Origin of the sequence: Bacillus cereus group sp. N11 (genome assembly GCF_016483605.1) — a bacterium.
Classification (GTDB): domain Bacteria; phylum Bacillota; class Bacilli; order Bacillales; family Bacillaceae_G; genus Bacillus_A; species Bacillus_A toyonensis.
The window spans coordinates 61,933-85,788 of sequence record NZ_JAEHBN010000006.1; the positions used below are offsets into that span (position 1 = coordinate 61,933).

Below are 23,856 nucleotides of genomic sequence, written 5' to 3' on the forward strand. Positions count from 1 at the left end.
GAGGTTATTTTTTTATTATTTTACTTTTTTCTTTTTAAACTTGCTTAATACTTCATAAACGATTGGAACGATAAGAAGTGTTAATAACGTTGAACTCGTTAATCCACCAATTACAGTTACACCAAGTCCTTTAGAAATTAAGCCGCTGCCTTCAAATCCTAATGCAAGCGGGATAAGAGCCCCGATTGTTGCAATTGCAGTCATTAAAATTGGACGAAGGCGTGTAGCACCAGCTTCTAGTAATGCTTCACGTGTGGATAAACCTTCATTTTCTTTATGAATAACACGGTCAATAAGCACGATTGCGTTTGTTACAACGATACCGATTAACATAAGCGCACCAATCATTGCAGATACACTTAACGTTTCACCAGAGATTAGTAAGGCAACGAGTGCACCAATGATTGTGAATGGTAGCGAGAATAAGATCGCAAATGGTGCAAGGGCACCACCAAATGTAACGACAAGAACGAAGTATACAATGGCAATCGCAGCTAACATCGCTAAGCCAAGTTGTTTGAATGATTCTTGAATATCCTTTGTAACGCCTCCCATAGAAACGTCTACACCAGAAGGAAGATCCATTTTATCTACTTCTTTTTGAACTGCAGCAGATGCTTTTGAAACGTCATCCGATGTTAATTTCGCACTAACTTCTGCATAAACGCGACCATCGCGATGTTTTACTGTGTTAGAAGTTTCACCTTCTTTTACAGTCATCACATCTTTAACAGCAATTTCATTGCCAAGTGGTGTTGTAATTTTTCGATTTGTTAAATCATCGATTGTATCATAATTTTGTTTTTCAGCTTCTACATATACATTTACATCTTTACCGTCTTTTTTAATTGTTGTTAAAATAGGGCGATCATGTTGATTAGAAAGACCCATTCCAATTTGAGCGGCCGTTAGACCCATTTTACTTAGCTTTTCTTGATCTGCTACTAAAGTGTACTCTGCATATGTTTTTGCAATACTAGAGTCTATGTCTTTTAAATCTTTGTTTTTCTTCATGATATTTTGAAGATCTTTTACGACAGGCTTAATGTCTTCCGAGCTATCTCCGTAAACGTATAGTTTAATTTCATTACTACCGCCACTTGCTCCGAAATCTTGGTTTTTCCATTCGCCTTTTCCAGACATCTTTTGTAAATCTTTCACGACTTGTTCTTTTTCTTTTTCAAAGTTTTTCGTATCGTTATCATATTGAACGAAGAACATTGCTTGATTTGATTGACCAGGACTCATTGGGTTTTCGCCACCTAATGAGAATTGAATTGTTTTGACGTCTTTATTATTTTGGAAGTGCTTCTCAGCTTTCGTTGCAATTTTTTCAACGTCTTCTAATGTTTGACCTGGCTCTGGATTGTATGTTGTAATAATCATTTTTTCTTCTTCAGAAGGTAAGAAGCTTACACCGATAATCGGCACAAGTGCGAGACTACCAACTAATAGAAGGACAGCGATACTTGATGTAATGATTTTATGATTTAAAGCCCATGCAAGTATGCGTTTATAACCGTTTGCTAATTTACTTGGTTTCTCTTCATGATGTACTTCTTTTTCTCTCATGCTCTCTTTTTTAAATAAAGAATGAGCTAGCATTGGTACGATTGTAACTGCTACTAGTAACGATGCTAATAAAGCGAAGACGATAGTTAAGGCGAATGGTAAGAACATTTCACCAATCATACCTTTTACAAGTCCAAGAGGTAAGAATACAGCAATGGTTACAATAGTAGAAGACATAATTGGGACAAACATTTCCTTCGTAGCTTCACGAATTAAATCTTTTCCGCGTAGTTTCTCTTCTGATAACGACATACGTCGATAAATATTTTCAATAACAACAATTGAGTCATCGACAACGCGTCCGATAGCGACTGTCATTGCTCCAAGCGTCATAATGTTAAGCGTAATATCCATTTGCTTTATAACTAAAACAGCAATTAATAAAGAAAGTGGTATAGAAACGACAGAGATTAATGTTGTTCGGATATTTCGTAGGAACAACATAATAATAACAATCGCAAAGATAGCCCCGAAAATTGCTTTGCTAAGCATTGTTTCAACCGATTTCTCAATCGGTGCACCTTGGTCGAATGTTGAGATGATTTCTAAGTCTTTATATTTTTTCTCAAGGTCTTTTACTTTATCTTTCACTGCATTTACAACATCAACCGTATTTGCATCAGCAGCCTTCACAATTTGAATTCCAATGGCTTCTTTTCCATTCGTTCGAGAAATAGATTCTGCTTTCCCAACTTCTTTAATGTCAGCAATTTCGTCTAATGTAACTGTTGGAATTCCATTCATAGCGGCTGGATTCATTTGCGGCGTTTGTGCACCGGCTCCAGCATTTTGATTACCTTGAGTGCTAGGTGCTGAAGGTACAGCTGGGATTTTTAGCTCTTTTAATGCTTTAATTGTTGTAATATTTCCATCTACAATAACTGATTTTTCCGTGTCTTTAAATGTATATAAGCCAAGTGGTAAAGATACATCCGATCCTTTAATCACATTTTTTACAGTATCTTCACTTAAACCTAATTCTTTCATCTTATCTTTCTTGAAAACAAGTTGTACTTCATCTACTTGTTGACCTGAAATTTGAACAGATGCAACACCATCAAGTCCTTTTAATCCTGGAACAACATTTTTTTCTACATTTTCTGTTAACGTAGCTAAAGATTCATTTTTACTTGCTACACTTAACGAAATAACAGGAAAAGCATTAAAGTTTACTCGTGAAACTTTCGGATCTTTTACGCCTTCAGGAAGTTTCACATTCGTGAGAGCTTCTTTAATTTCTGTTTCGGCCTTTTCCATATTTTTATCAAAATCATACTCTACTTGAATAGAAGATGCGTTTTGAAAAGATGATGAACTCACAACGTTTACACCGCTTAAATTTTGCAATTGCTCTTCCATCGGTTTTGAAACTTTGTCAGCTACTTCTTCTGGTGTAGCACCAGGATAAACCGTAGTTACTGTTACAACAGGTGTTGTAATATCAGGAATTGTTTCCAGTTTCATATTAAGCCCAGAATATATCCCTGCAATGGTAACAATAATGGTTAGTAGCCAAACTGCGAACTTATTTTTTAATGAGAAATTGATGATTTTGTTCATGTTTGCGCTCCCTTTATATCGTATTGACCAACTGGTCAGTCTAATACATAATATAACTGACTGATTGGTCAGTAGTCAATGAAAAGAGATGGTATAATAAAATCAAATTCGAGTTTATAATATGATGCGAGATTAAACGTAGGAGAGAAGATATGAAAGAAAAAGAGCGCTTAATTATAGAGATGGCTATGAAGTTATTTGCGACTAAGGGTGTAAATGCGACATCAGTGCAGGAAATTGTGACAGCTTGTGGTATATCTAAGGGAGCTTTTTATTTATACTTTAAATCGAAAGATGAGCTTTTATTAGCAACACTTCGATATTATTATGACAAGATTCAAAATAAAATGATGGATATTGAAAAAGAATCACTATTACCGCGTGAAAAATTTGAAAAACAATTGTGCTGCCAGTTTAATGATATACAAAAGCATAAGGAATTTATTATTATGCATGCGAGGGAAAATGCTATTCCATTTAATAAAGAAGTAGAAGAATTTATGATGCGGATGAAATTGGAATCTCATGCATTTTATCGAAATAGTTTGTTGTCTATTTATGGTGACAAGGTTATGCCGTATTTATTAGATTTAGTAATTATGGTAGAAGGGATCTGCCGTGGATATTTAGAATTAATTATTTTACAAGCGCCAGAAATTGATTTGTCCTATGTATCGGCTTTTATTTTAAAAAGGGTGGATCATTTAGTAGATGGACTTATAGAATCTTCGGAAGAACCTGTTTTACATGAAGAAAGACTTGGAGAGTTTCTTTGTAAATCAGAGCTTATTAAAGAACAAGTTAAGGAGCATTTTTTAAAAGAAATAATTGTTTTTAAGCGTACATTAGCTGATCAATTAGAAGATGATGAATTACTTATTACGCTAGATGTTTTAGAGGCAGAAATGAGATTGCCAAATCCAAGGGTCCCAGTCATTCAAGGGATGTTGTCTAATTTAGATGTATACCCAAATTTAAAAGAGTTCCGTTTGAGACTTATGGGGTATTACAATATAAAAAGGTAACAATGATAGTTTTCATTGTTACCTTTTTTATTATGCATTCACTTTTTCTTTTTTCTGTGCAGCCTCTTCTTGTTCAATATTGATTGTTTCTTTCACGATATAAATCGGACGGTTTTTACTTTCGTCATAAATACGAGCAATATACTGACCGACGATTCCAAGACCAAGTAACTGAATACCGCTAAAGAATGTAATAGCAACCATAATGGATGCCCAACCTGTTTGAGTACCATCACCGATGATTTTCACAGTAATTGTATACAGCAAGACAATTATAGAAATGAGAACTGATAATAAGCCTAAAGACATAACAATTCGTAACGGTTTTGTCGAAAAGGCAATGATACCATCTGATGCAAATTTAATCATTTTCTTTAATGGATATTTTGTTTCACCAGCAAAACGCTCGTCACGTTCATATTCAACATACGTTTGGCGGAAGCCAACCCAAGACATCATACCGCGAATAAAGCGATTTCGTTCTGTCATTTGATTGAACACATCAGCAACTTTGCGATCGATGATTCGGAAATCACCTGTATCTTTTGGGATATCGATATCAGACATATAGTTTAAGAATTTATAGAAATATTTAGCAGTTAAAAGTTTAAACCAAGTTTCACCTTTACGTTGTTTACGTTTTGCATAAACAACTTCATATCCTTCTTCCCATTTGGCAATAAGCTCAGGAATAACTTCTGGTGGATCTTGTAAATCTGCATCTATAATTACAATAGCGTCACCTTTTGCAGCAGCAATACCCGCTGTAACAGCTACTTGGTGTCCGAAGTTACGTGCAAAATTAACAATTTTTGTACGGTAATCATTTGCTGCAATCTCAGATAAAATGTCCATTGTACGATCTGTACTGCCATCGTTTACAAAGACAAATTCATAATTAATATTATTTTGAAGCATAACGGACTTTAAACGATTATAACATTCCTGTGCTACTTCTTCCTCGAAGTACATAGGAACTACAACCGAAATTAATTTTTCCATGTTGTATCCTCCGTAGTTTTAATAAGTTGCTTAAGTTTAATTGGTAGCCTGTTCAGTTTGGTTGAATGTCCAAATTTTATTAAGGATAAAATTTATAACCATTCCAACACCAATTGCGAAGATTTGTGCAATAAATGCATTAAAGGTAAGTTTATCTACTAATATAAACAAACATAATGTATTAAAAGCCAATACAATTAAATTTACAGTTAGAAATTTAAAGAACATTGACGTGCTTTTATTATTAGGTTTAAACACCCAATTTTTATTCCAATAATAGCTATTGGCAACACCAATTAAATAGGCAATGGTATTCGCAACAAGATAGTTCATCCCGAGCTTTACCAATATCCCAAAACTAATAATTGTAATGAGTGTATTAAAGATTCCTACTAAACCAAACTTTAAGAGTTTTTCCATAATATTATCCTCATTTTTATAGAATATATAAATAAAATAGGTGAACAGCGTTATTGTTTATATTTCACAATTACCAATTATAACATAGTTTGTATTAAGGTGTTATATGTTTTAAATGGATGTTATTTTGAAATTATAGAATAGTTTTTCTAATAATTAAGGAATTTTTATTTATAATTTGAATACTGCGTAATATAAAATCAAATATGGAAATTATGATTATATTAAGGTATAGTAGCAGGTAGTGTAATTCAAATATATTTTTTGAATGTGCGTCATTAATCAAAGAGTATAGAATGGATAGGAATAGACACTATAAAATTATATTTTGGGAAAATATAATTTTTTTTTTTATAAATAGTTTAAGGAGTGAGTTTTGGTGGAAAGGTTTTCAACAGGGTTATCAACTTTTTCTACGCGTGCTGTATATGGCATTTATAGTTTTTTCGTTGCTATATTAATTTTCGATTATTTCTCAAATGCTGGAAAATATAATTATGTAATGATACTAGTCGGATTTTTATTTTTATGTACAATCGGAAACTTTATACTTAGAAAGGGATCGCTATATCTTGAAAGAGTAAACGAGAAAATATGTCTTTCGGCATTGTTAATTCTTTGTGTAATAGTTAAATCGGCATGGATTCTTACCTACAAGATTCATCCAATTGGTGATTATGCAACCTTTTTCTATACTGCAGAGGCGTTAGGACAAGATTTTGTTATTAGCAGTAGATATGTAGCGTTATTTCCACATATTTTTGGTTATGCTTCATTCTTAAGTGTTTTTCTAAAAATATTCGGGTCAAGCTATATGATTCCACCTATTATTAATGTTGTTTTAACTACAATATCAATGGGATTAATATATTTTATAGCTAGAAAAATTGGTGGAGTGAGAACAGCTATAACAGCGAGTGTTTTATGGATTCTCTTGCCATCGCAAACAATTTATAATATGTTTGCAATTTCAGAACCGTTTTATTGTACAATATTGTTATTAACTTGGGCAATTATGTTAGTTATTCATGAGAAATTCCAAAATATAACTATTAAAAAGATTGTTGTGTACTCAATTCTATTAGCTGTATTACTTGCTTTAATGAATATGGTAAGGCCAATTGCAGCAGTACCAATTATAGCTTTAGCAATATGGATGTTTATTATAGATACAAAACATATCGGTAATAAAAAGATGCTTATTAACAAGATAACATATGTAGGTGTTATCGTTATTACATACTTAATGCTCTCTTCGGCAATAAATCATTATATAACATTACGTTTAGGTGAAGATATAGCATCAGTACCAGGGTACAATATTCATGTAGGATTTAATAAGGCGGCTTCAGGATCATGGAACCAAGCCGATTCAGACCTACTATTTTATTACAGTGATAAACCAGGATGGAGCGCAGACGATGCTCAAAAACAAATGCTGGAAGAAGCTAAAAAGAGGATAAAAAACGATAATATAGATTTCGGGAAACTATTTTATGATAAATTTATTATCTTTTTAGGTAACGATAGTCAAGCTGTCTCATATGCAGGGCCAGGACTAGATCATGAAGTACGATATAATATAATAACGAATGTTTTTTATTACTTTTTACTAGCTACTTCATTGTTCGGAGCATTATTAGCTATAAAAAACAAAAATAAATCTTCACTTTTCATTATTTGTTTATATACAATTGGGCTAACAATGGCACAAATGATAGTAGAAGTGGCACCGAGATATCATTATTCAGCTACAATACCTATGATACTTCTAGCTGCTTTTGGTATTAATTATATATACAACAAAAAAGAGATGTAGATATAGTAAGAGGATAAATAAAAAAAGCAATTGTTTCAAAAGGGAGCATATGAAACCTTTTGGAAGCAATTGCTTTTTTATTTTTAAAATTTGAAGGATAAGAATTTACATGTGTTTGGAAGGACAGCTTATCGAGAAAAATAAATATCCCCTTGTATAATTGATATACCATGTAAGGGGATATTTATTAAGAATTAAGCTTTTTGCTGAGCCCATTCTTCTATATTCCAAACTTTTGTTACCCAATCTTCATAAAAGTCCGGTTCATGGCATACAAGAAGAATTGTTCCTTTATATGCTTTCATCGCCTTTTTTAGTTCCTCTTTTGCTGTAACATCAAGGTGGTTCGTCGGCTCGTCAAAGAGTAACCAGTTGCTGTCTTCTCCCATTAGCTTACATAAACGAACCTTTGCTTGTTCACCACCGCTTAATTGGTTCAGTGGACGAGAAATATGTTCATTTTTCAAACCGCATTTTGCTAGCATTGCACGTACTTGGTGTTGGTCCATGCTAGGGAATGTATTCCAAACATCATCAATTGGTGTTATATTATCAGCTTTTACTTCTTGTTCGAAGTATGATGGATTTAAGAAGTCACCAAGACTTGTTTTTCCGCTTAATGGTTTGATCTTACCTAAAATTGTCTTTAATAGTGTTGACTTACCGACCCCATTACATCCAACGATTGCAATTTTTTCACCACGTTCGATTGTCATCGTTAATTTTGGTAATAACGGATGTGTATATCCAATCTCTACATTTTCTCCTTCAAAGACGAATCGGCTACTTGCGCGACTCTCTTTAAATGAGAATTCAGGTTTAATTGCTGTTTCAGGACGATCGATACGTTCCATACGATCGAGTTGTTTTTGACGACTCTTTGCACGACCTGTCGTTGAGTAGCGAGCCTTATTTTTCGCAATAAAATCTTCTTGTTTTTTAATAAATTCTTTTTGTTTTTCGTAAGCATTAATATGTTGGTTTTTATTAATTTCCGCAAGTTCTAGGAATTTTTCATATGTCGCTGTATAACGCGTCATTTTTGTAAACTCTAGATGGAAAATAATATCGACACATTTATTCATAAATTCCGTATCATGGGAAATTAATAGGAATGCATGTGGATATTCTTTTAAATAATTTGTTAACCAATGAATATGTTCAACGTCTAGATAGTTGGTAGGTTCATCTAATAGTAATACTTCTGGTTGTTCAAGTAGTAATTTTGCAAGTAACACTTTTGTACGTTGTCCACCACTTAATGCGGCAACATCACGATCTAAACCAATTGCGTCAATTCCAAGACCACGCGCTGCTTCCTCAATTTTCATATCTAATAAATAGAAACCCCCTGCTTCAAGAGCATCTTGTATTTCTGCCATTTGCTCAAGAAGCTCTTCTAATTCTTCAGGTGTAGCAGTTCCCATTTTTTCTGTAACTTCATTTAAAGCTTTTTCTTGTTCAAATAAAGGTAAAAACGCATCTGCTAATATGTCACGAATTGTGCGGCCAGGTGTTAAAATTGTATGTTGGTCTAAGTAACCATAATTTGTACCAGGTGTCCATTCAACTCGGCCTTCATCATGGATAAGTTGACCAGTAATTATATTCATAAATGTTGATTTACCAACACCGTTTGCTCCAACTAATCCAACGTGTTCTCCTGCGAGTAAGCGCATGGATACATCTTTAAATAATGTACGATCACCAAATGTATGGCCTAATTTTTCAACAGTTAATAAGCTCATAATGTCCTCCGTTCAATTCTAAATAGTGTCTTGAATCATGATACTAAATTCTTCGATATAATGCTATCATTTCAAAAATGTATATTTTTTCAAATAAGTAGTTGCATTATTTTGGAAAAAATATATAATATAATTGAACAGTGGATAATTAAATCGTGAGGTATAAAAAATGTCGCCAAGAAGAGCAGTCAAACAAGAGTTAACAAGAGAAATGATTATGAACGTAGCAAGAAATTTATTTGTACAACAGGGATATCAGCACACTTCAATGCGTAAAATTGCGACGGAACTAGGGTATAGCCATGGTTCAATTTATTACCATTTTAAAAATAAAGCTGAACTTTTTTATGCGATGGTAGAACAAGACTTTCAATTGTTAAATGAAAAGTTAGATGAAATTAGTAAAAGAAACTTATCTCGAGAAGAGCAGTTAAAAGCAGTTTTATTTGGTTTTATAGAGTTTGGTTTGAAAAATCAAAGTCATTATGAAATTATGTTTTTAATTAAAAACGATGAGTTAAAGGAATGTTTGGCAGACGGCCCAAATGTTAGTTATGAAAAATTTGCAAAGGTTGTTTTTTCTTTATGTAATAAAAAAATAGATACAATGACGATATGGTCTGTCTTTTTATCATTACATGGGTTTGTCGCACATTATTGCGGAAGTGGGCAAACATTTGAAGAATTAAAGGGGCTTGCTCAAGTGCATGTAGAGTTTATTTCAAAATCGCTTCTAATGTAGGTGATTTTCTTTTTGTTATTAATTGAACAGTGGTTAATTAATTAGAGGGGGAACTTATGATGAGAAAAGCGTTAGTACTGGGAGCATCAGGAGCAATGGGATATGCGATTACAAAGGAGTTATGTAATAGAGGGATTGATGTAGTTGCCTTTGCAAGAAATAAGGAGAAGTTGGAGAATTTATTTCAAGGAGAGGAACATATACAAACAGTAGCAGGAGATGTATTTGTAAAAGAGGATATAATAGATGCGGCGAAAGGTGTAGATGTTATATTCCATGCTGTAAATATCCCATATTCAGATTGGGAAAAGAAGCAACATAAACTATTAAGAAACATATTGGAAGTAGCAAAAGAGAGTGATAGTAAGTTAGGGATCGTTGATAATATTTATGCATATGGAAGGCAAAATCAAAGGCTGGTTAAAGAAGATGCTGAAAAGAATCCTCATACGAAGAAGGGGAAAATACGATTACAACTTGAAGCGATGGCAAAGCAGAGTAGCGTCAAAATGTTTATTGCTCATTTTCCTGATTTTTACGGTCCAAATGCGGAAAGCACACTTGTTCATCATACTTTACATGGCGTACTTGCAAATAAAGTGTCTAGCTTTGTTGGAGATAAGAGAATTGCACGCGAGTATATTTTTACGCCAGATGGTGCAAAAGCGATGGTTGAATTAGCGTTATGTGAGGAGGCTTATGGACAACAGTGGAACATACCAGGTTGCGGTGTCATTACCGGAGAAGAGATGATGCAATATATACGCGAATTGACGGGATATACAAAACAAGTTATGACCGTAAAAAGAGGAATAATAAAGTTAATGGGTTTATTTGATAAGCAGATGAAAGAATATGTAGAAATGCTCTATTTGACAGAAAAACCGGTTGTATTAAGTGGAGAAAAATATGAAATGCTCATTGGGAAAGTACCTAAAACATCTTATCGCGAAGGATTAGAGGAAACAATCTTATCTATGCAAAAGAAATAAAAGGTGTAACCATTTCATAGAAATGGTTACACCTTTTTCATATGAGTTTATTTTAAATATCCACGAATAATCCCGCGTAAACGATTTGCATGGAATTTACGTTTATCATTAGAAATATTTTGTGTCATACGGAATGTGGCAGCAGCAATAGCACGTAAGAAATAAGGGAATCCATAATGTAAGCGAATCACTCTGCCAAAACCGCCAGCATAAGAAATGGCACGTTTTAATGATTGTTCATTTATAACTTCTTCTTTTACAGGATGGTATACGAACAGATCTTTTCTAAATAAACCAGTGTGGTCTTTTTTCATACCGCGTAGAACAAAGTCGGTTTCTTCACCAGCTCCATAAATCGTTCCAGAGCCAACACCTAAATCCTCGTCGAATGTACCTACATCTTGTACAAATTGTTTTGTAAAGAATAGTGTAAAAGATGGACCTAAAAATCCATATTTGTTATTAAGAATAATGTCTGTATTAGGTGCAAGTATTAAAGAACCAGTTCCTTCAACATTAGTAGTGTTTGTTGATATAAACTGAACATCGTTATTAGAGTTGAAAGTTTCTAATATACTTTCTAAAACATTTGTTTCATAAATACAATCGTCATCTGGAAAAGCGATGATATCGCCATCCGCTACTTTTAATCCAGTATTTCGAGCTCTAGATAACCCTTTAATAGGTGTATAAATGTAGTTAATAGAAAATTTTTCTTTATATTCATCAAAGAGATCCGAGATTGGAGTATCATTTTGATCTACTACGATGAGTTCAAAGTTTTGGTAAGTTTGTTTTTCAAGTGATTTTAGTAAGTCAAGAATATCATCACGTCTGCCACAAGTAGCCATGATTAAAGAGAATTTCAATTTTAACAGCTCCTTTAAGAATTACGTTTAAGCTTTTTTAAATCGTGCTTGTATTTTTTCTATTAGAGTAAAGAGAATTTCATCCTTTGTTAAGAAAAGGATAAGAGCATATGTTAATCCGCATGCTACCATGACTAGGAGAACTTGTAGTATTTGTCCAGATACGAACATACGAATAACGAATGCTATTGGTACAAATGTTAGTGAATAAAATAGATATTTAAGTTTTTGCATATCAAATAATGTATAATTCACTTTTAATTTCTTTTTAACATAAATATATTCAAGTACAATTAATAAACTGTTAGCAATTGTAGTTGTGAAAATTGCTGTCGCTGGTGTAAGCACATGGAAGAATATTAGTGCAATATTAGATGCTAGGTTAATAAACCCGCAAATGAATAAGAAGCGTACTAAAATACCTTCCTTCTTTTTAACATAAATAATTTGATTCGATAAAATCGATTCAATACCAACTGTAATCATATAGAAAGCGAACACAATTAATGTATTACCAGCCCCAGCAAATTCTGATCCACCATAAATGACAACAGCTCCGTGAGCAATGAGCATTAAACCAATTGCGGCGGGAAATAGGGTAATAAAATACACTTTTGAAATTTTGTTTAACAAAGATTCATACTCACTTTCAGATGCATTTCCTGATAAGTAAGAAAGCCGTGGAATCGTTACTTGTACAACGCTTAACATAAGTGTATTAATAATGGTCATAATTTGAAAAGCCATAACGTAGTAAGCGACCTCTGCTTTTCCGGCGTATTCACCTAACACAAGACGATCTAATTGTGTATATAAAATATTAGCATTTGAAAAAATGACGACTAATAGCAATGGTTTTAAATGCGGGATAATGGTTAAGTTAGAAAAATCAAACTTAACTTGGCGTTTCACATATACAAAGCTAATAGAATGATTTAAAAATGTTGATAGTGCTAATAAACCTGCGAATGTTTTATAATCATCCACTCCATGAACTAGGCAGAAAAGCAGTACAACATAAATTAGTCGAACAATAACTGTTTTTTTAGTGATGAAGTCATAATTTTCATACGCTTCATTGAACCATTCCACATAAAATAGATTGGAAATAAAATTGAAGCCAAAAATAAGAAGAACAGGAAATAAGCTTTCATTTCCATATCCAATATAACTAAAGGCTAAAAAAGCACATAAAGCTAAAAGGCTAGTTGTAACATTAATTACATAGAGACTTGTGAATAATTGAGAAACTTTCTTTTTATCATTTTTAATTAAGCTAACTTCACGTAAGCCATATTGATATACACCAAAAACCGCGAATATGAAAAAGTAATTAAAAATAGTTTCAGCAAAGTTAACAGTTCCCATTGAATTGGCTCCTAGCATGCGGTATGCGTATGGACCAACTAAGATGGGAAGTATAATGTTAAACGTATTGAGTAGTATTTTATAAAAAATATTTGAAACAATAGACTTTTGCATAGTTTCACCTTTCCATTAAAGTAATACAATTTAATTAAAATGCGTTTTATATTAAAGTTTTTAAGTAGGGATAATTACTTCAACTAAAATGAAATTGTTTTTCGCTGGTAAAGAATAATGATCGTTTTTTATTGTATTTTGATATAGTAAAAAACAAGGCGTTTTCTACACAACTTGCAAATTTTTAAATTAGTTTGCTGACCGCCCGTATAAGTGTACCTTACATAAACTTTGTAAAGCAACTATTCCTCGATTAGAAGCGAGTTATAAATAGAACTTTATACACTAGAAAAAGTTAATATTGAAATAGCCTAGCCAAGATATGTATAAAAATATTACATAGTATTTGTGAAAAGACGTAGAGATTGTATGAGAGACTTGAACTGTTTATAAAGAAATGAGCGAATACAATTTAGTTATCCGCTCAGAAGGTATTTTCGATATTGAAATTTTATACACTCCAAGGCTTATTTAAAGTTAATACCTCAGCCATTTCTTTGCTTTTTAAACGTCCTTTTTTTCGGGTCTCAGCACGTTCGGAACCAGTTTTATGCAACCAATGTTCTTCCTCAGTTTCTGGTAATACTTGAGGTACAGAAGAAGGTTTTCCATCTTGTAATGCTACGAATGTAATAAAGCAAGTAGCAGCGATACGGCGTTCTCCCTCTAATAAATTTTCTGCAATTATTTTTACGAAGACTTCCATAGATGATTTCCCAGTATAGCAAACAAATGCCTCATAACAAACAGAGTCAGCTTGATGAATAGGTGTTAAAAAATCAACAGAATCAATGGATGCTGTCACACAATGCTTGCGACTATGCCTTGCTGCTGCAATAGAAGCAATACTATCAATTTCAGCCAATAATTTGCCACCAAATAATGTTTGATGGTTGTTTAAATCATTTGGAAAAACACGTGTTGTTTTAATTGCTTTTGATTCTCTCATAAATTTCTTTTCCATATATTCAGCCCCTAGTGTACATTTTCAATCAGAGTGACATGTTCTTTATGACATAAAAGGAAGGTTAGTTCCTATTTGATTTTACCGGGTATTTAAACAAGTAAAATGTATGAGTAGAGGAGTAATAATACTTTTGAAAGTATATTCATGTAACTGAAAGAAAATTTATTTTGTCTAAAGTGTAGTGTAAAAGAGGATTCGCTTACATTGCAAGTGAAAAAGTAATGACTATATATTTGTCATAGAAATTCCCTATCAGCCGTGTACCTATTCATGATAGAATCGTTTTGTTATGAATGGAGATAGAGGTGCAATGGACATATGAATCATATACAAACAAATTTTTCGTCTTTTTTCAGTAAAATAATGATTGGTGCGATGCTCGCATTTTTTGTTTATAGTTGTTGGTCAGCGTTTGAAACAAGTAAGCAATTTTTTGGAGGAAGTACAACGAGTGTAACAATCGTATTGGCAATTTTCGTCATCCTCATATTGTTAGTGGCATCAATTTTACAATATCGTTTTACAGATAAACAATTTTTTATTTTTCTTATGAGCGTATCTATAGTTGTGAGAGTTAGTATGGTTTTATTTGTAGATGTTCCGATCATCGGTGATATGAAAGCGATGTATGAGTCTGCAAAGCAGATTGCAATTGGCAATAATATAGAGAATGTAACACAGTTACCCTTTATCATTTATGAATCGATAGTTATTCGTATATTTGGTGATACGGTATTTGTTTTACAGTTATTTAATATTTTGTTCTGTACAGGAACTGCATTTTTAATTTATCGTATTGCCGCTATGGTTTTTGGGGAAGAATGTGGTCGCATTGCGTCCGTATTTTACGCTTTATATATTCCAAATATATTTATGAGTTCCTTATTAGCGCCTGAGTCGCTCGCAATATGCTTATTTTATTTTGCTTGTTACATACTTTTATATAAAGGATTAGATCATCCTTATATGTGGGTGCTTTCAGCGACATTATTTGCATTTAGCAATATGCTGTTCCCAATGGGGTTATTTCTTCCTATTTTTATTGCGGTATATGTGTTGTTAATTGAATTGTTTCAATCCGCAACGAAACAAAAAATACTATTAAAGATGATAGGGATGCTTATTCTATTTTATAGTGTTCATTTTGGCGTGAGTTACGGAATTAAGACGATGGGAATGTCACAATATACGATTTCGAATGAGACGTATGTTCAATCGGTTTTAATCGGTAAAAATCAAAAAGAGGAAAAAATACCGGGAAATCAAACTGTAATAGAACATATTGATCAAAAGTTAAAAGAGATTGAGAGTGAAAGATTTAAACTGCTAAAACCAGTAATGAATCAGTTTTCAGATGAGGGGATAAATTCTATCCTATTCAAATGTGAAAAGCTGATATATATAGCAATAACATTATTCATGGCTATAGCTTTATTACATTTCCTTATTAAGAAACAAAAGAATGAAGGATACATGTTGTTCTTATTGTTGATTAGCGGATATGTATTGCTAAAAATCTTTCAAGTAGATATGGCATACTATAATATTATTATGCCAGCATTGTTTATTTTACAAAGCTTTGGTGTCTATATGAGTTATGTATATTGTCAAAAAATATTTTTTAGAAAATAAAAAGAATCCAAAATGGATTCTTTTTTTATTGTTAGATGATGAAAAATCGTTATTAATATAAGCTTGGCCTTATCGGTTTAGTTCTAGTTGTAGACTATCAGCTGTTAGAGCCATTTTTGAAGAATCGTCTTGAATGCCCTTCATTACTTGCGAAATAGCTTCTAATTCATTTTCAATTTTTTTATTCTGTTCTTTCGAATTAGACATATCTTTTACGATTTCATGGAAGTATTGATCTGTCGCGTACATACTATCAGTTCCTTCAGATACGAGAGAACTAATTTGTTTTACAGAAGAAGAAACATGAATAATCTGTTCATTTGTTTTTTCAACGAGTTTTGTAACGTTGGAGATCGATTCTTTCGTTTGCTCTGATAATTTTCGGATTTCTCCAGCTACAACAGAAAAACCTTTGCCAAACTCTCCAGCACGTGCAGATTCAATAGCAGCGTTTAGTGCTAGTAAATTTGTTTGCTCTGCAATTGATTTAACGATATCTATGATTTCGTTAATTTTGTTAGAAATATTGAGAAGTTCATGAGTATCTGTAATGATAGTTTCCATATTTGTTTGAATATATCCCATTCGTTTGTTTTGCTGATTTAATTGTTCTTTACCTTTATTAGCTTTTTCTTCTGATGTTGTTGCTAATGATGTACCGGTTTTGGCAATCTCTACAATAGTTTCGGATTTAGCAGTTAATTTTTGAATAGAAGAGCTTGTTTTTTCAGATACAGCTGCTAGTTCATTTGCAATATGTGTAATTGTCATAGCCGTTATTTCTTTTTCTTTTTCATGTTCTTTTTGAATTTGTTCATACTCAGATTCATAAGCTGCAAGAACAAGCTCTTGTTCAAGTGTGAATAATTTGTTTATTACATTTATAGAATATGAAAAATCATCGATTATTGTAATCTTTGTTTGTAAAATCTTTATGATGGAACGGAATAATTCTTGATAGGCAGCCGTATACCATTTTCTATGTAAGCCAATTTGAACATGTCTTTTGGCAATTCTGACACGTTGTTCAATAAAATCTTCGTGCATATCTCCACTGAATAATTCTTTAATATGTGTTTTTAAAGTTTGTTTTAGTTTTGGAATAGAGCTGTAACGTTCAATAATAGTAATTAAATTAGGTTGTTTTGTAATATTGGCATAGAATTTTTCTGTAATCCAATCTATTTCCTCATAAATTAAGGGCTGTAGTACTTTTACAATTTGTAAATCTTCCTTTGAAATATGTAGCATATCCATTTGAATCCTTAATTCGGAATTAGCAGGTACGTTAAAGGTTATTTGTTGTGCCTTACTTAATTCGATTATACTGGTGTTTGTTTTATGATTATGTTTTTTAAAAACCCCAAGCATCGTTCTTCCCCCTGTTTGTGAAGCGTTTTCATTTTTGTTTCTAATATAATTATATATTTTTATATTCAATTACTCTATATTTGTGTATAGAATAGTATATAAATTAAGAGAATTCTATGTAGAATTCTCTTAATGACCTTTATTAATTTTAGCATGTGTTTTAAAGAAAACAGGGAAATGTACATTATATATTACAGTGACGACACGAATAATGAATGTTACTAATAAACAAACATAGAAAGCTAATACGTGCGCCCCCATTGCATGTGTGATTAAGAAGCTAATTGCTCCTAATATAGAAGCGATTGCGTAAATTTCTTTTCGGAATACGTAAGGGATATCTTGGGCGCATATATCACGCAAAATACCGCCTCCAATCCCCGTAATGACTCCCATTGAAACAACTAAAAATGAGGCATCAACATGATGTGACATTGCCGCATTTGCACCAATGGCTGTAAAAACACCTAAGCCAACAGCATCAGAAAGCATAATAACGACTTGAAGTTTATTGATACGCTCAAAAAACATACAAGTAAATAGTGCTGATAATACGCTTACGAAAAAGTAAATAGGTTTTACAAATGCGACAGGAGGCAGGTTACCGATCATAATATCACGAATAATACCGCCGCCGAGCGCAGTAGCTACAGCTAAACAAAGGACACCGAATAAATCTAAATCTTTTTTTAAACCAACTAATGTACCAGAAATAGCAGCGGCGATAATGCCAAGAAACGTAAATATGTCGATTAATAACATGGCTGTAATCCCTTCCTCCTAAAGATGTTCCAGAGAAAAAATATACACTAAAGTTATGTAAATAACAATGCATTTTCGTTACATGTAGAAAAAAAGAAAAAATAAGGAAGGAAAGCGTTTGAAAATGCAAATTTACTTTTTTTATGAGGTAAGGTTGGATAGAAATGTGAGACGTTTAATTAAAAAATATATGTTATAATACATATTTGAGATGAGAAAAATAATAATAATTGTATAGAGTGAATTTAGGTATAAGTTATGGAGGTTCTAGATGTTAAGGGAAAATAGTACAAGTAATAAATTTGAAAATTTTCTATTAATCTTTATTTTGTTGCAACCCATTTTAGATTTGCTTACAGCATTCTGTATAATGGTTTTAAAAATTGATACGACTATTGGAGTTATTACACGTTTATTCGTTATGCTTCTAGGTGGAATATATATTTTAATTCAAACAAAGAAGAGAGAGAGTATAAAATATATATCGTATATAATTCTAGTTGGAATTATTTTCACTATTGGGTTAATAAATAATAAATTTACAAAGAACCCTATGGTGTTTACAGAAGAAGTTAAGTTTATAGCAAAAGCTTTATATCCGTTTGTTATGCTTACTTGTTATGTGTTTGTTTTTAAATCTTTAAAAGAAAAAAGACATTCAAAAATGCTTGAATATATTACGTATGCATCGTTAATCATAGGAATAGTAATGGTAGTTTCGATTGCAACGGGAACAGATTACAATAGTTATACGTGGTTGAAATTGGGGTCTCGTGGTTGGTTTTATGCAGGTAACGAGCTAGGATCTATTTTAGCCATCATGTGCCCAATTGTTATTTTATATTCAATTGAAAAAACAAAAAGTATAGGTAAAGTATATTATTGGATTCCTTCAGTTTTAGTTGTCTATTCACTATTTGCAATTGGAACGAAGGTTGGTGTAGGAGCCATCTTTGTGGCAATGGCTATTGCAGTTGTTATGTGCTTTATCCAGGCATATACACAGCGTAAAGATGGAAAGAAAAATGTCTATTTATTAAATGGTTTTATTGCAATGACTGTTTTTGTAGGCATAATGGCATATACACCTTTTTCGCCATTCATGAAAAACATGGGATTCCATTTCCAATTTATTGAACAGCAACAGAGTGCGAAAAATGAAGAGAGAAAGAAAGAGGAAGCGAAAGAGCATAAACCTCCAGTGACAGAGAAAGAAAAGGAACAAGAAAAAGAAAGAGAGAAAGAAAAAGAGAAAGAAAAAGTAGCTGAGAAAAAGGAAGAAACTCAAGCTATTATTTTTAGTGGACGTCAAATATTCGAGCAAATGTATAAAGATTTTTATAAGGAAGCCCCAATGTCTCAAAAATTATTAGGTATGGGTTATGCTGGTAACTATAAAGCAGATCCGAAATTAATTGAACGTGATTTTCATGATTGGTTCTATTCATTCGGAATTATAGGATTTATTTTACTGGTAGTTCCGTTCGTATACTTTGGTATTAAATTCATCGCATGTGTATTTACTAAGTTTAAACAAATATTTACAGTAAGGTACGCAATGGTAATTGCAGCAATCCTGTTAGGATTAGGTATCTCATTTATCGCGGGGCATATTTTAATGGCACCTGGAGTAAGTTTTTACTTAGTATTACTCATGGCATATTTAATAGTTGACTTGGAAATTGAATGATAGAAAAATAAAAGCTAGCATATGTTAGCTTTTATTTTTGTTATAGTAAATAAAAATAAAAATGGAGGATGTAAGAAATGAAAGTGTTGCATATTAATGCTGGTGCAGAAGAAGGTGGGGGGAAAACACATATTATTTCACTCTTATCTCAGTTTCCACAGAAAGAAGTGGAATTAATGGTATTTGAAGAAGGGGCGATTGCTAGAGAAGCGAGGAACCTTGGTATTCAAGTACATGTTTTTACTCAGTCATCTCGGTACGACCTATCAATTCTTTCAAAAATAAAATCATTTATTAATGAAAATCAATTTGACATTGTGCATACACATGGCGCACGAGCGAATTTCTACCTCTCCCTCTTGAAAAAAGGTATAAAAGCGAAATGGATAATGACCGTTCATAGTGATCCAACCTTAGATTTTATGAAGGGGGGATTAAAAGGATGGGTATTTACGAAATTAAATTTACGTTCTTTCAAGAAGGTAGATTTGTTTTTTGCAATTACGGAAAACTTTAAGGAAAATATAATAAAGCTTGGGGTATCAGAAGAGAAAATTTGTACAATTTATAATGGAATTGAGTATGATAATATTCCAGCAAAGGCTTATGATAAGAGTGAATTTGGTATCGATGAAGGAGTATTTACAGCGATCCAAGTAGCTCGTCTTCATCCTGTTAAAGGACATAGTATTTTATTTGAAGCGTTACAAAAAATTAAAATCCAAAATATAAAGATACTTTTGCTTGGTGATGGACCTATAGAAGCAGAATTAAAAGCGATGGTGAAACAAAAAAACTTAGAGGATAAGGTGATTTTTCTAGGTTTTCGTACAGATTCAAAAGAATTATATGCATCTGCACACATTAATTTGTTAACTTCTTATAGTGAAAGTTTCCCTCTTGTTTTATTAGAAGCAGCTAATCAACGCTTAACATCTATTGCAACAAATGTGGGGGATATGAGAAAGCTAATAGTTGATGATACATATGGATGGATTGTACCGATTGGTGATGCAGATTCGTTAGCAAAATCATTAGAAAATGCTTATGAAAAGTGGTTGAATGGGGAATTAGAAGAGATGGGAAATCGTTTATATGATTACGCATCTACTCATTTCTCGCTAAAGAATTTGTATGAAGATACTCGTAGTGCATATAAAAAACTTTTATTGAAATAGAGAGGATATTTAATTATGGCAGTACAAACAGTTGATATTCTAGGCGTTCCTTTCTCTACAATGACAATGGATGAAACAGTCCAATATTTAAAGGAACAACTAGAATCGGAGCAAAATGATACCTTTCAGGTAGTAACAGCGAATCCTGAAATTGTTATGTGTGCAAAAAAGGATGAAAAGTTCCATAAAACATTATTAAATACAGATTTAATTACACCTGATGGTATTGGGGTTGTAAAAGCAAGTGGTATGCTTGGTACACCTGTAAAAGAGCGTGTAGCAGGTTTTGATTTAATGTGTAATTTGTTTGCGAAGTTATCAGAAGAGAATAAACCAGTATCCGTTTTCTTATTAGGAGCAAAACCACATGTTGTACAAGCTGCAGCGGATCATTTAAAGAAGACATATTCAGCTGTATCTATTGTTGGTACGCAAGATGGGTATTTTAAGCAAGAAGAAGAAGAGAATATCGTTTCTCGTATTCAAGAAGCAAAACCAGATCTACTACTTGTTGCACTTGGTTTCCCAAGACAAGAGAACTTTATCCAAAACAATAAGCATCGTTTAGAAACGAAAATGGCTGTTGGAGTAGGTGGAAGTTTAGACGTATGGGCGGGAGAGGTAAAACGCGCACCAAAGTGGATTCAAGCGATTCATTTAGAGTGGTTTTACAGGTTATGTAGTAATCCAACACGCTGGCGTCGTCAGTTAGTATTAGCGGAATTTTTAAAAGAAGTAATGCGTTCAAAAAAGTAGCGAAATCTCGCTACTTTTTTTTGTTGATTTTTGATAAATATTTTAAATTTTGGGAATGATGAAGGAGAATTTTTTACACGAAAGTATTTTACTTATGTAATTCACACATGTAAAATGATGTGTAAAGACACCTGTGTGAGGAGGACTTCTTGTGGGCAAGGTAAAAGAAATTTCGAAGCGAAAGCTACTTGGCATAGCGGGGCTTGGATGGCTATTTGATGCAATGGATGTTGGAATGCTTTCATTTGTAATGGTGGCACTCCAAAAAGATTGGGGATTAAGTACGCAAGAAATGGGATGGATAGGTAGTATTAATTCAATTGGTATGGCAGTAGGAGCGCTCCTTTTTGGGATACTATCGGATAAAATAGGCCGAAAATCAGTCTTTATTATTACATTATTACTATTTTCTATCGGTAGTGGTTTAACTGCTTTAACGACGACACTCGCGATGTTCCTCGTTTTAAGATTTTTAATTGGTATGGGGCTTGGCGGTGAGCTTCCGGTTGCCTCCACACTAGTATCAGAGAGTGTTGAAGCACATGAACGAGGTAAAATAGTTGTGCTATTAGAAAGTTTTTGGGCAGGTGGCTGGCTAATTGCAGCTCTTATCTCATATTTCGTTATTCCGAAATATGGTTGGGAAGTTGCGATGGTGTTGAGTGCGGTTCCGGCACTATATGCTTTATATTTAAGATGGAATTTACCAGATTCTCCGAGATTTGAAAAGGTCGAAAAAAGACCGTCTGTTATCGAAAATATAAAGTCAGTTTGGTCTGGAGAATATCGTAAAGCTACAATTATGTTATGGATTTTATGGTTTTGTGTTGTCTTTTCCTATTATGGAATGTTCCTTTGGTTACCTAGTGTAATGGTATTAAAAGGATTTAGTTTAATAAAAAGTTTCCAGTACGTACTTATTATGACATTAGCTCAACTTCCAGGGTATTTCACAGCCGCTTGGTTTATTGAACGTCTTGGGCGAAAGTTTGTTTTAGTTACGTATTTAATCGGTACAGCGTGCAGTGCCTACTTGTTTGGAGTTGCAGATTCATTAACAGTTTTAATCGTGGCAGGCATGTTACTATCCTTCTTTAATTTAGGTGCTTGGGGGGCATTATACGCTTATACACCTGAACAGTATCCGACAGCTATTCGTGGTACAGGTGCAGGAATGGCGGCCGCATTTGGCCGTATTGGTGGTATTATTGGCCCGTTATTAGTAGGCTATTTAGTTGCTGCACAAGCTTCACTTTCGCTAATATTTACGATCTTCTGTGGATCAATTTTAATTGGAGCACTTGCTGTAGTTATACTTGGGCAAGAAACGAAGCAACGAGAATTAGTGTAAAAGGAGAGGGGGAACCGAGGTGGTTTCCTTTTTTCTGTTTTTTTAGATAAATAATGGTATAGTAAGAAAAAGGGATTGTTTCTTATTAAAGAGAATGTATACAACAGGACATACGGACAAAGGAATTAGGTGGTTGGATAAATGAAAATTTTACTTATCATGGAAGAGGCAGAAGAGCGAAGGAAATTAGTTGAGAACTTTACTGAGAATATTCGAAATATAGAATGTTTTGAAGCGAATACAGGAACAGAATCTTTGTTAATAATGAAAAAACATACACCAGATTTTGTTTTTTTAAGTTCGCAATTAATAGATGGTACTGGTTTTGAATATGCGAGTTTATTACGAGAAGTAAATTGCTATACGAAATTTATTTTTATGGGTGAGGATATAGAAGAATCCATTACAGCATTTCGTTTTCAAGCATTTTATTATTTATTACGACCATTTCGTGAAGAAGATTTACAATTTCTTTTATATAGAATGGGTAAAGAGCAAGGAGAGAGAGCAAAGAGTTATTTGCGAAAACTACCGATAGAAGGTCAAGAGGGAATTAGATATGTTTTCCCAGAAGATATTGTATATGTGAGTAAAAATAAGGAGAATAAGACGGTTTCAATTTATACAACAAATAATCAGTATATTTCAACATATACACTTCAGGAATTGGAAAATAAACTAAATGTATATGATTTTTTACGTGTGCATAAAAGCTATTTAATTAATATGTCATATGTACAAGAACTGAAACCATACTATAACGGCACGTATAATTTATATTTAGACAGGTATGATGAGCAACCGATTCCAGTCAGCCGTAATTATGTAAAGCGCCTTCGAAATAAAATTGAATTATAGTAGGTAATGAGAGTATTTTAACATGATAAACTAAAAATCCTTCATGATAAGGAGGATTCA

19 protein-coding genes and 1 pseudogene are annotated in these 23,856 nt (G+C 32.9%); 10 read left to right on the forward strand and 10 right to left on the reverse strand.

Annotation, left to right across the window (positions count from 1 at the left end):
* Positions 1-15 precede the first annotated feature (15 nt).
* Positions 16-3,132: an efflux RND transporter permease subunit gene (locus tag JDS98_RS11675; RefSeq protein WP_199633898.1), complete on the reverse strand. Its 3,117-nt coding sequence runs from the start codon at positions 3,130-3,132 to the stop codon at positions 16-18.
* A 152-nt stretch (positions 3,133-3,284) separates the two neighbouring features.
* On the opposite strand from JDS98_RS11675, the gene JDS98_RS11680 reads away from it, so the two are divergent.
* Positions 3,285-4,157 (forward strand): TetR/AcrR family transcriptional regulator, encoded by an 873-nt coding sequence (locus JDS98_RS11680; protein WP_000659604.1) that lies wholly within the window; start codon positions 3,285-3,287, stop codon positions 4,155-4,157.
* A 30-nt stretch (positions 4,158-4,187) separates the two neighbouring features.
* On the opposite strand, the gene JDS98_RS11685 is transcribed toward JDS98_RS11680, so the two are convergent.
* Positions 4,188-5,159, reverse strand: coding sequence for a glycosyltransferase family 2 protein (locus JDS98_RS11685; protein WP_000413116.1), 972 nt, complete (start codon positions 5,157-5,159; stop codon positions 4,188-4,190).
* 36 nt (positions 5,160-5,195) lie between these two features.
* On the reverse strand, positions 5,196-5,579 hold the full coding sequence (locus JDS98_RS11690) for a GtrA family protein (RefSeq protein ID WP_000413274.1): 384 nt from the start codon (positions 5,577-5,579) through the stop codon (positions 5,196-5,198).
* Between the two features lie 379 nt (positions 5,580-5,958).
* Between JDS98_RS11690 and JDS98_RS11695 the strand changes: the two genes are divergently transcribed.
* A complete protein-coding gene (locus tag JDS98_RS11695; RefSeq protein WP_199633899.1) occupies positions 5,959-7,398 on the forward strand; it encodes a glycosyltransferase family 39 protein in 1,440 nt (479 codons plus the stop codon).
* Positions 7,399-7,592: 194 nt separating this feature from the next.
* On the opposite strand, the gene JDS98_RS11700 is transcribed toward JDS98_RS11695, so the two are convergent.
* Positions 7,593-9,146 (reverse strand): ABC-F family ATP-binding cassette domain-containing protein, encoded by a 1,554-nt coding sequence (locus JDS98_RS11700; RefSeq protein WP_000055387.1) that lies wholly within the window; start codon positions 9,144-9,146, stop codon positions 7,593-7,595.
* 169 nt (positions 9,147-9,315) lie between these two features.
* Between JDS98_RS11700 and JDS98_RS11705 the strand changes: the two genes are divergently transcribed.
* Together JDS98_RS11705 and JDS98_RS11710 are read left to right on the forward strand one after the other, a co-directional pair.
* Positions 9,316-9,888, forward strand: a complete 573-nt coding sequence (locus JDS98_RS11705) for a TetR/AcrR family transcriptional regulator (RefSeq protein ID WP_016107332.1) — start codon at positions 9,316-9,318, stop codon at positions 9,886-9,888.
* Between the two features lie 56 nt (positions 9,889-9,944).
* Entirely contained in the window at positions 9,945-10,880 is a 936-nt protein-coding gene (locus JDS98_RS11710; RefSeq protein WP_002046064.1) for an SDR family NAD(P)-dependent oxidoreductase, read from the forward strand.
* A 47-nt stretch (positions 10,881-10,927) separates the two neighbouring features.
* Here the strand turns inward: JDS98_RS11710 and JDS98_RS11715 are convergent, their stop codons facing one another.
* The 3 genes from JDS98_RS11715 to JDS98_RS11725 all read right to left on the reverse strand — a co-directional run bounded on the left by JDS98_RS11715 (position 10,928) and on the right by JDS98_RS11725 (position 14,195).
* Positions 10,928-11,749 (reverse strand): glycosyltransferase family 2 protein, encoded by an 822-nt coding sequence (locus JDS98_RS11715; protein ID WP_098710709.1) that lies wholly within the window; start codon positions 11,747-11,749, stop codon positions 10,928-10,930.
* Between the two features lie 27 nt (positions 11,750-11,776).
* Positions 11,777-13,231 (reverse strand): oligosaccharide flippase family protein, encoded by a 1,455-nt coding sequence (locus tag JDS98_RS11720; RefSeq protein WP_016107330.1) that lies wholly within the window; start codon positions 13,229-13,231, stop codon positions 11,777-11,779.
* Positions 13,232-13,682: 451 nt separating this feature from the next.
* Positions 13,683-14,195, reverse strand: coding sequence for an acyl-CoA thioesterase (locus JDS98_RS11725; protein WP_000412115.1), 513 nt, complete (start codon positions 14,193-14,195; stop codon positions 13,683-13,685).
* A gap of 321 nt (positions 14,196-14,516) precedes the next feature.
* Here JDS98_RS11725 and JDS98_RS11730 point away from each other — a divergent pair, with 321 nt between their 5' ends.
* Positions 14,517-15,830, forward strand: coding sequence for an ArnT family glycosyltransferase (locus JDS98_RS11730; protein ID WP_098710711.1), 1,314 nt, complete (start codon positions 14,517-14,519; stop codon positions 15,828-15,830).
* A 69-nt stretch (positions 15,831-15,899) separates the two neighbouring features.
* Here JDS98_RS11730 and JDS98_RS30735 read toward each other — a convergent pair whose 3' ends face one another.
* From JDS98_RS30735 to JDS98_RS11740, 3 genes and pseudogenes are all read right to left on the reverse strand, one after another.
* Complete coding sequence (locus tag JDS98_RS30735) at positions 15,900-16,601, reverse strand: methyl-accepting chemotaxis protein (protein WP_370115450.1); 702 nt, start codon at positions 16,599-16,601, stop codon at positions 15,900-15,902.
* A gap of 102 nt (positions 16,602-16,703) precedes the next feature.
* Positions 16,704-17,201, reverse strand: a pseudogene (locus tag JDS98_RS30740) (protoglobin family protein); the annotation flags it as partial.
* Positions 17,202-17,330: 129 nt separating this feature from the next.
* On the reverse strand, positions 17,331-17,963 hold the full coding sequence (locus tag JDS98_RS11740; RefSeq protein ID WP_000924369.1) for a trimeric intracellular cation channel family protein: 633 nt from the start codon (positions 17,961-17,963) through the stop codon (positions 17,331-17,333).
* A 271-nt stretch (positions 17,964-18,234) separates the two neighbouring features.
* On the opposite strand from JDS98_RS11740, the gene JDS98_RS11745 reads away from it, so the two are divergent.
* The 5 genes from JDS98_RS11745 to JDS98_RS11765 all read left to right on the forward strand — a co-directional run bounded on the left by JDS98_RS11745 (position 18,235) and on the right by JDS98_RS11765 (position 23,796).
* Positions 18,235-19,653 carry an O-antigen ligase family protein gene (locus JDS98_RS11745; protein ID WP_097958167.1) on the forward strand — a complete coding sequence of 473 codons (1,419 nt, stop codon included), beginning with the start codon at positions 18,235-18,237 and terminating at the stop codon, positions 19,651-19,653.
* Positions 19,654-19,730: 77 nt separating this feature from the next.
* A complete protein-coding gene (locus JDS98_RS11750) occupies positions 19,731-20,831 on the forward strand; it encodes a glycosyltransferase family 4 protein (protein ID WP_000865928.1) in 1,101 nt (366 codons plus the stop codon).
* Between the two features lie 15 nt (positions 20,832-20,846).
* Positions 20,847-21,587 carry a WecB/TagA/CpsF family glycosyltransferase gene (locus JDS98_RS11755; protein ID WP_000290755.1) on the forward strand — a complete coding sequence of 247 codons (741 nt, stop codon included), beginning with the start codon at positions 20,847-20,849 and terminating at the stop codon, positions 21,585-21,587.
* A gap of 151 nt (positions 21,588-21,738) precedes the next feature.
* Positions 21,739-22,938: an MFS transporter gene (locus JDS98_RS11760; RefSeq protein WP_000521086.1), complete on the forward strand. Its 1,200-nt coding sequence runs from the start codon at positions 21,739-21,741 to the stop codon at positions 22,936-22,938.
* A gap of 141 nt (positions 22,939-23,079) precedes the next feature.
* Positions 23,080-23,796, forward strand: coding sequence for a LytR/AlgR family response regulator transcription factor (locus JDS98_RS11765; RefSeq protein ID WP_000698261.1), 717 nt, complete (start codon positions 23,080-23,082; stop codon positions 23,794-23,796).
* Positions 23,797-23,856: the final 60 nt, after the last annotated feature.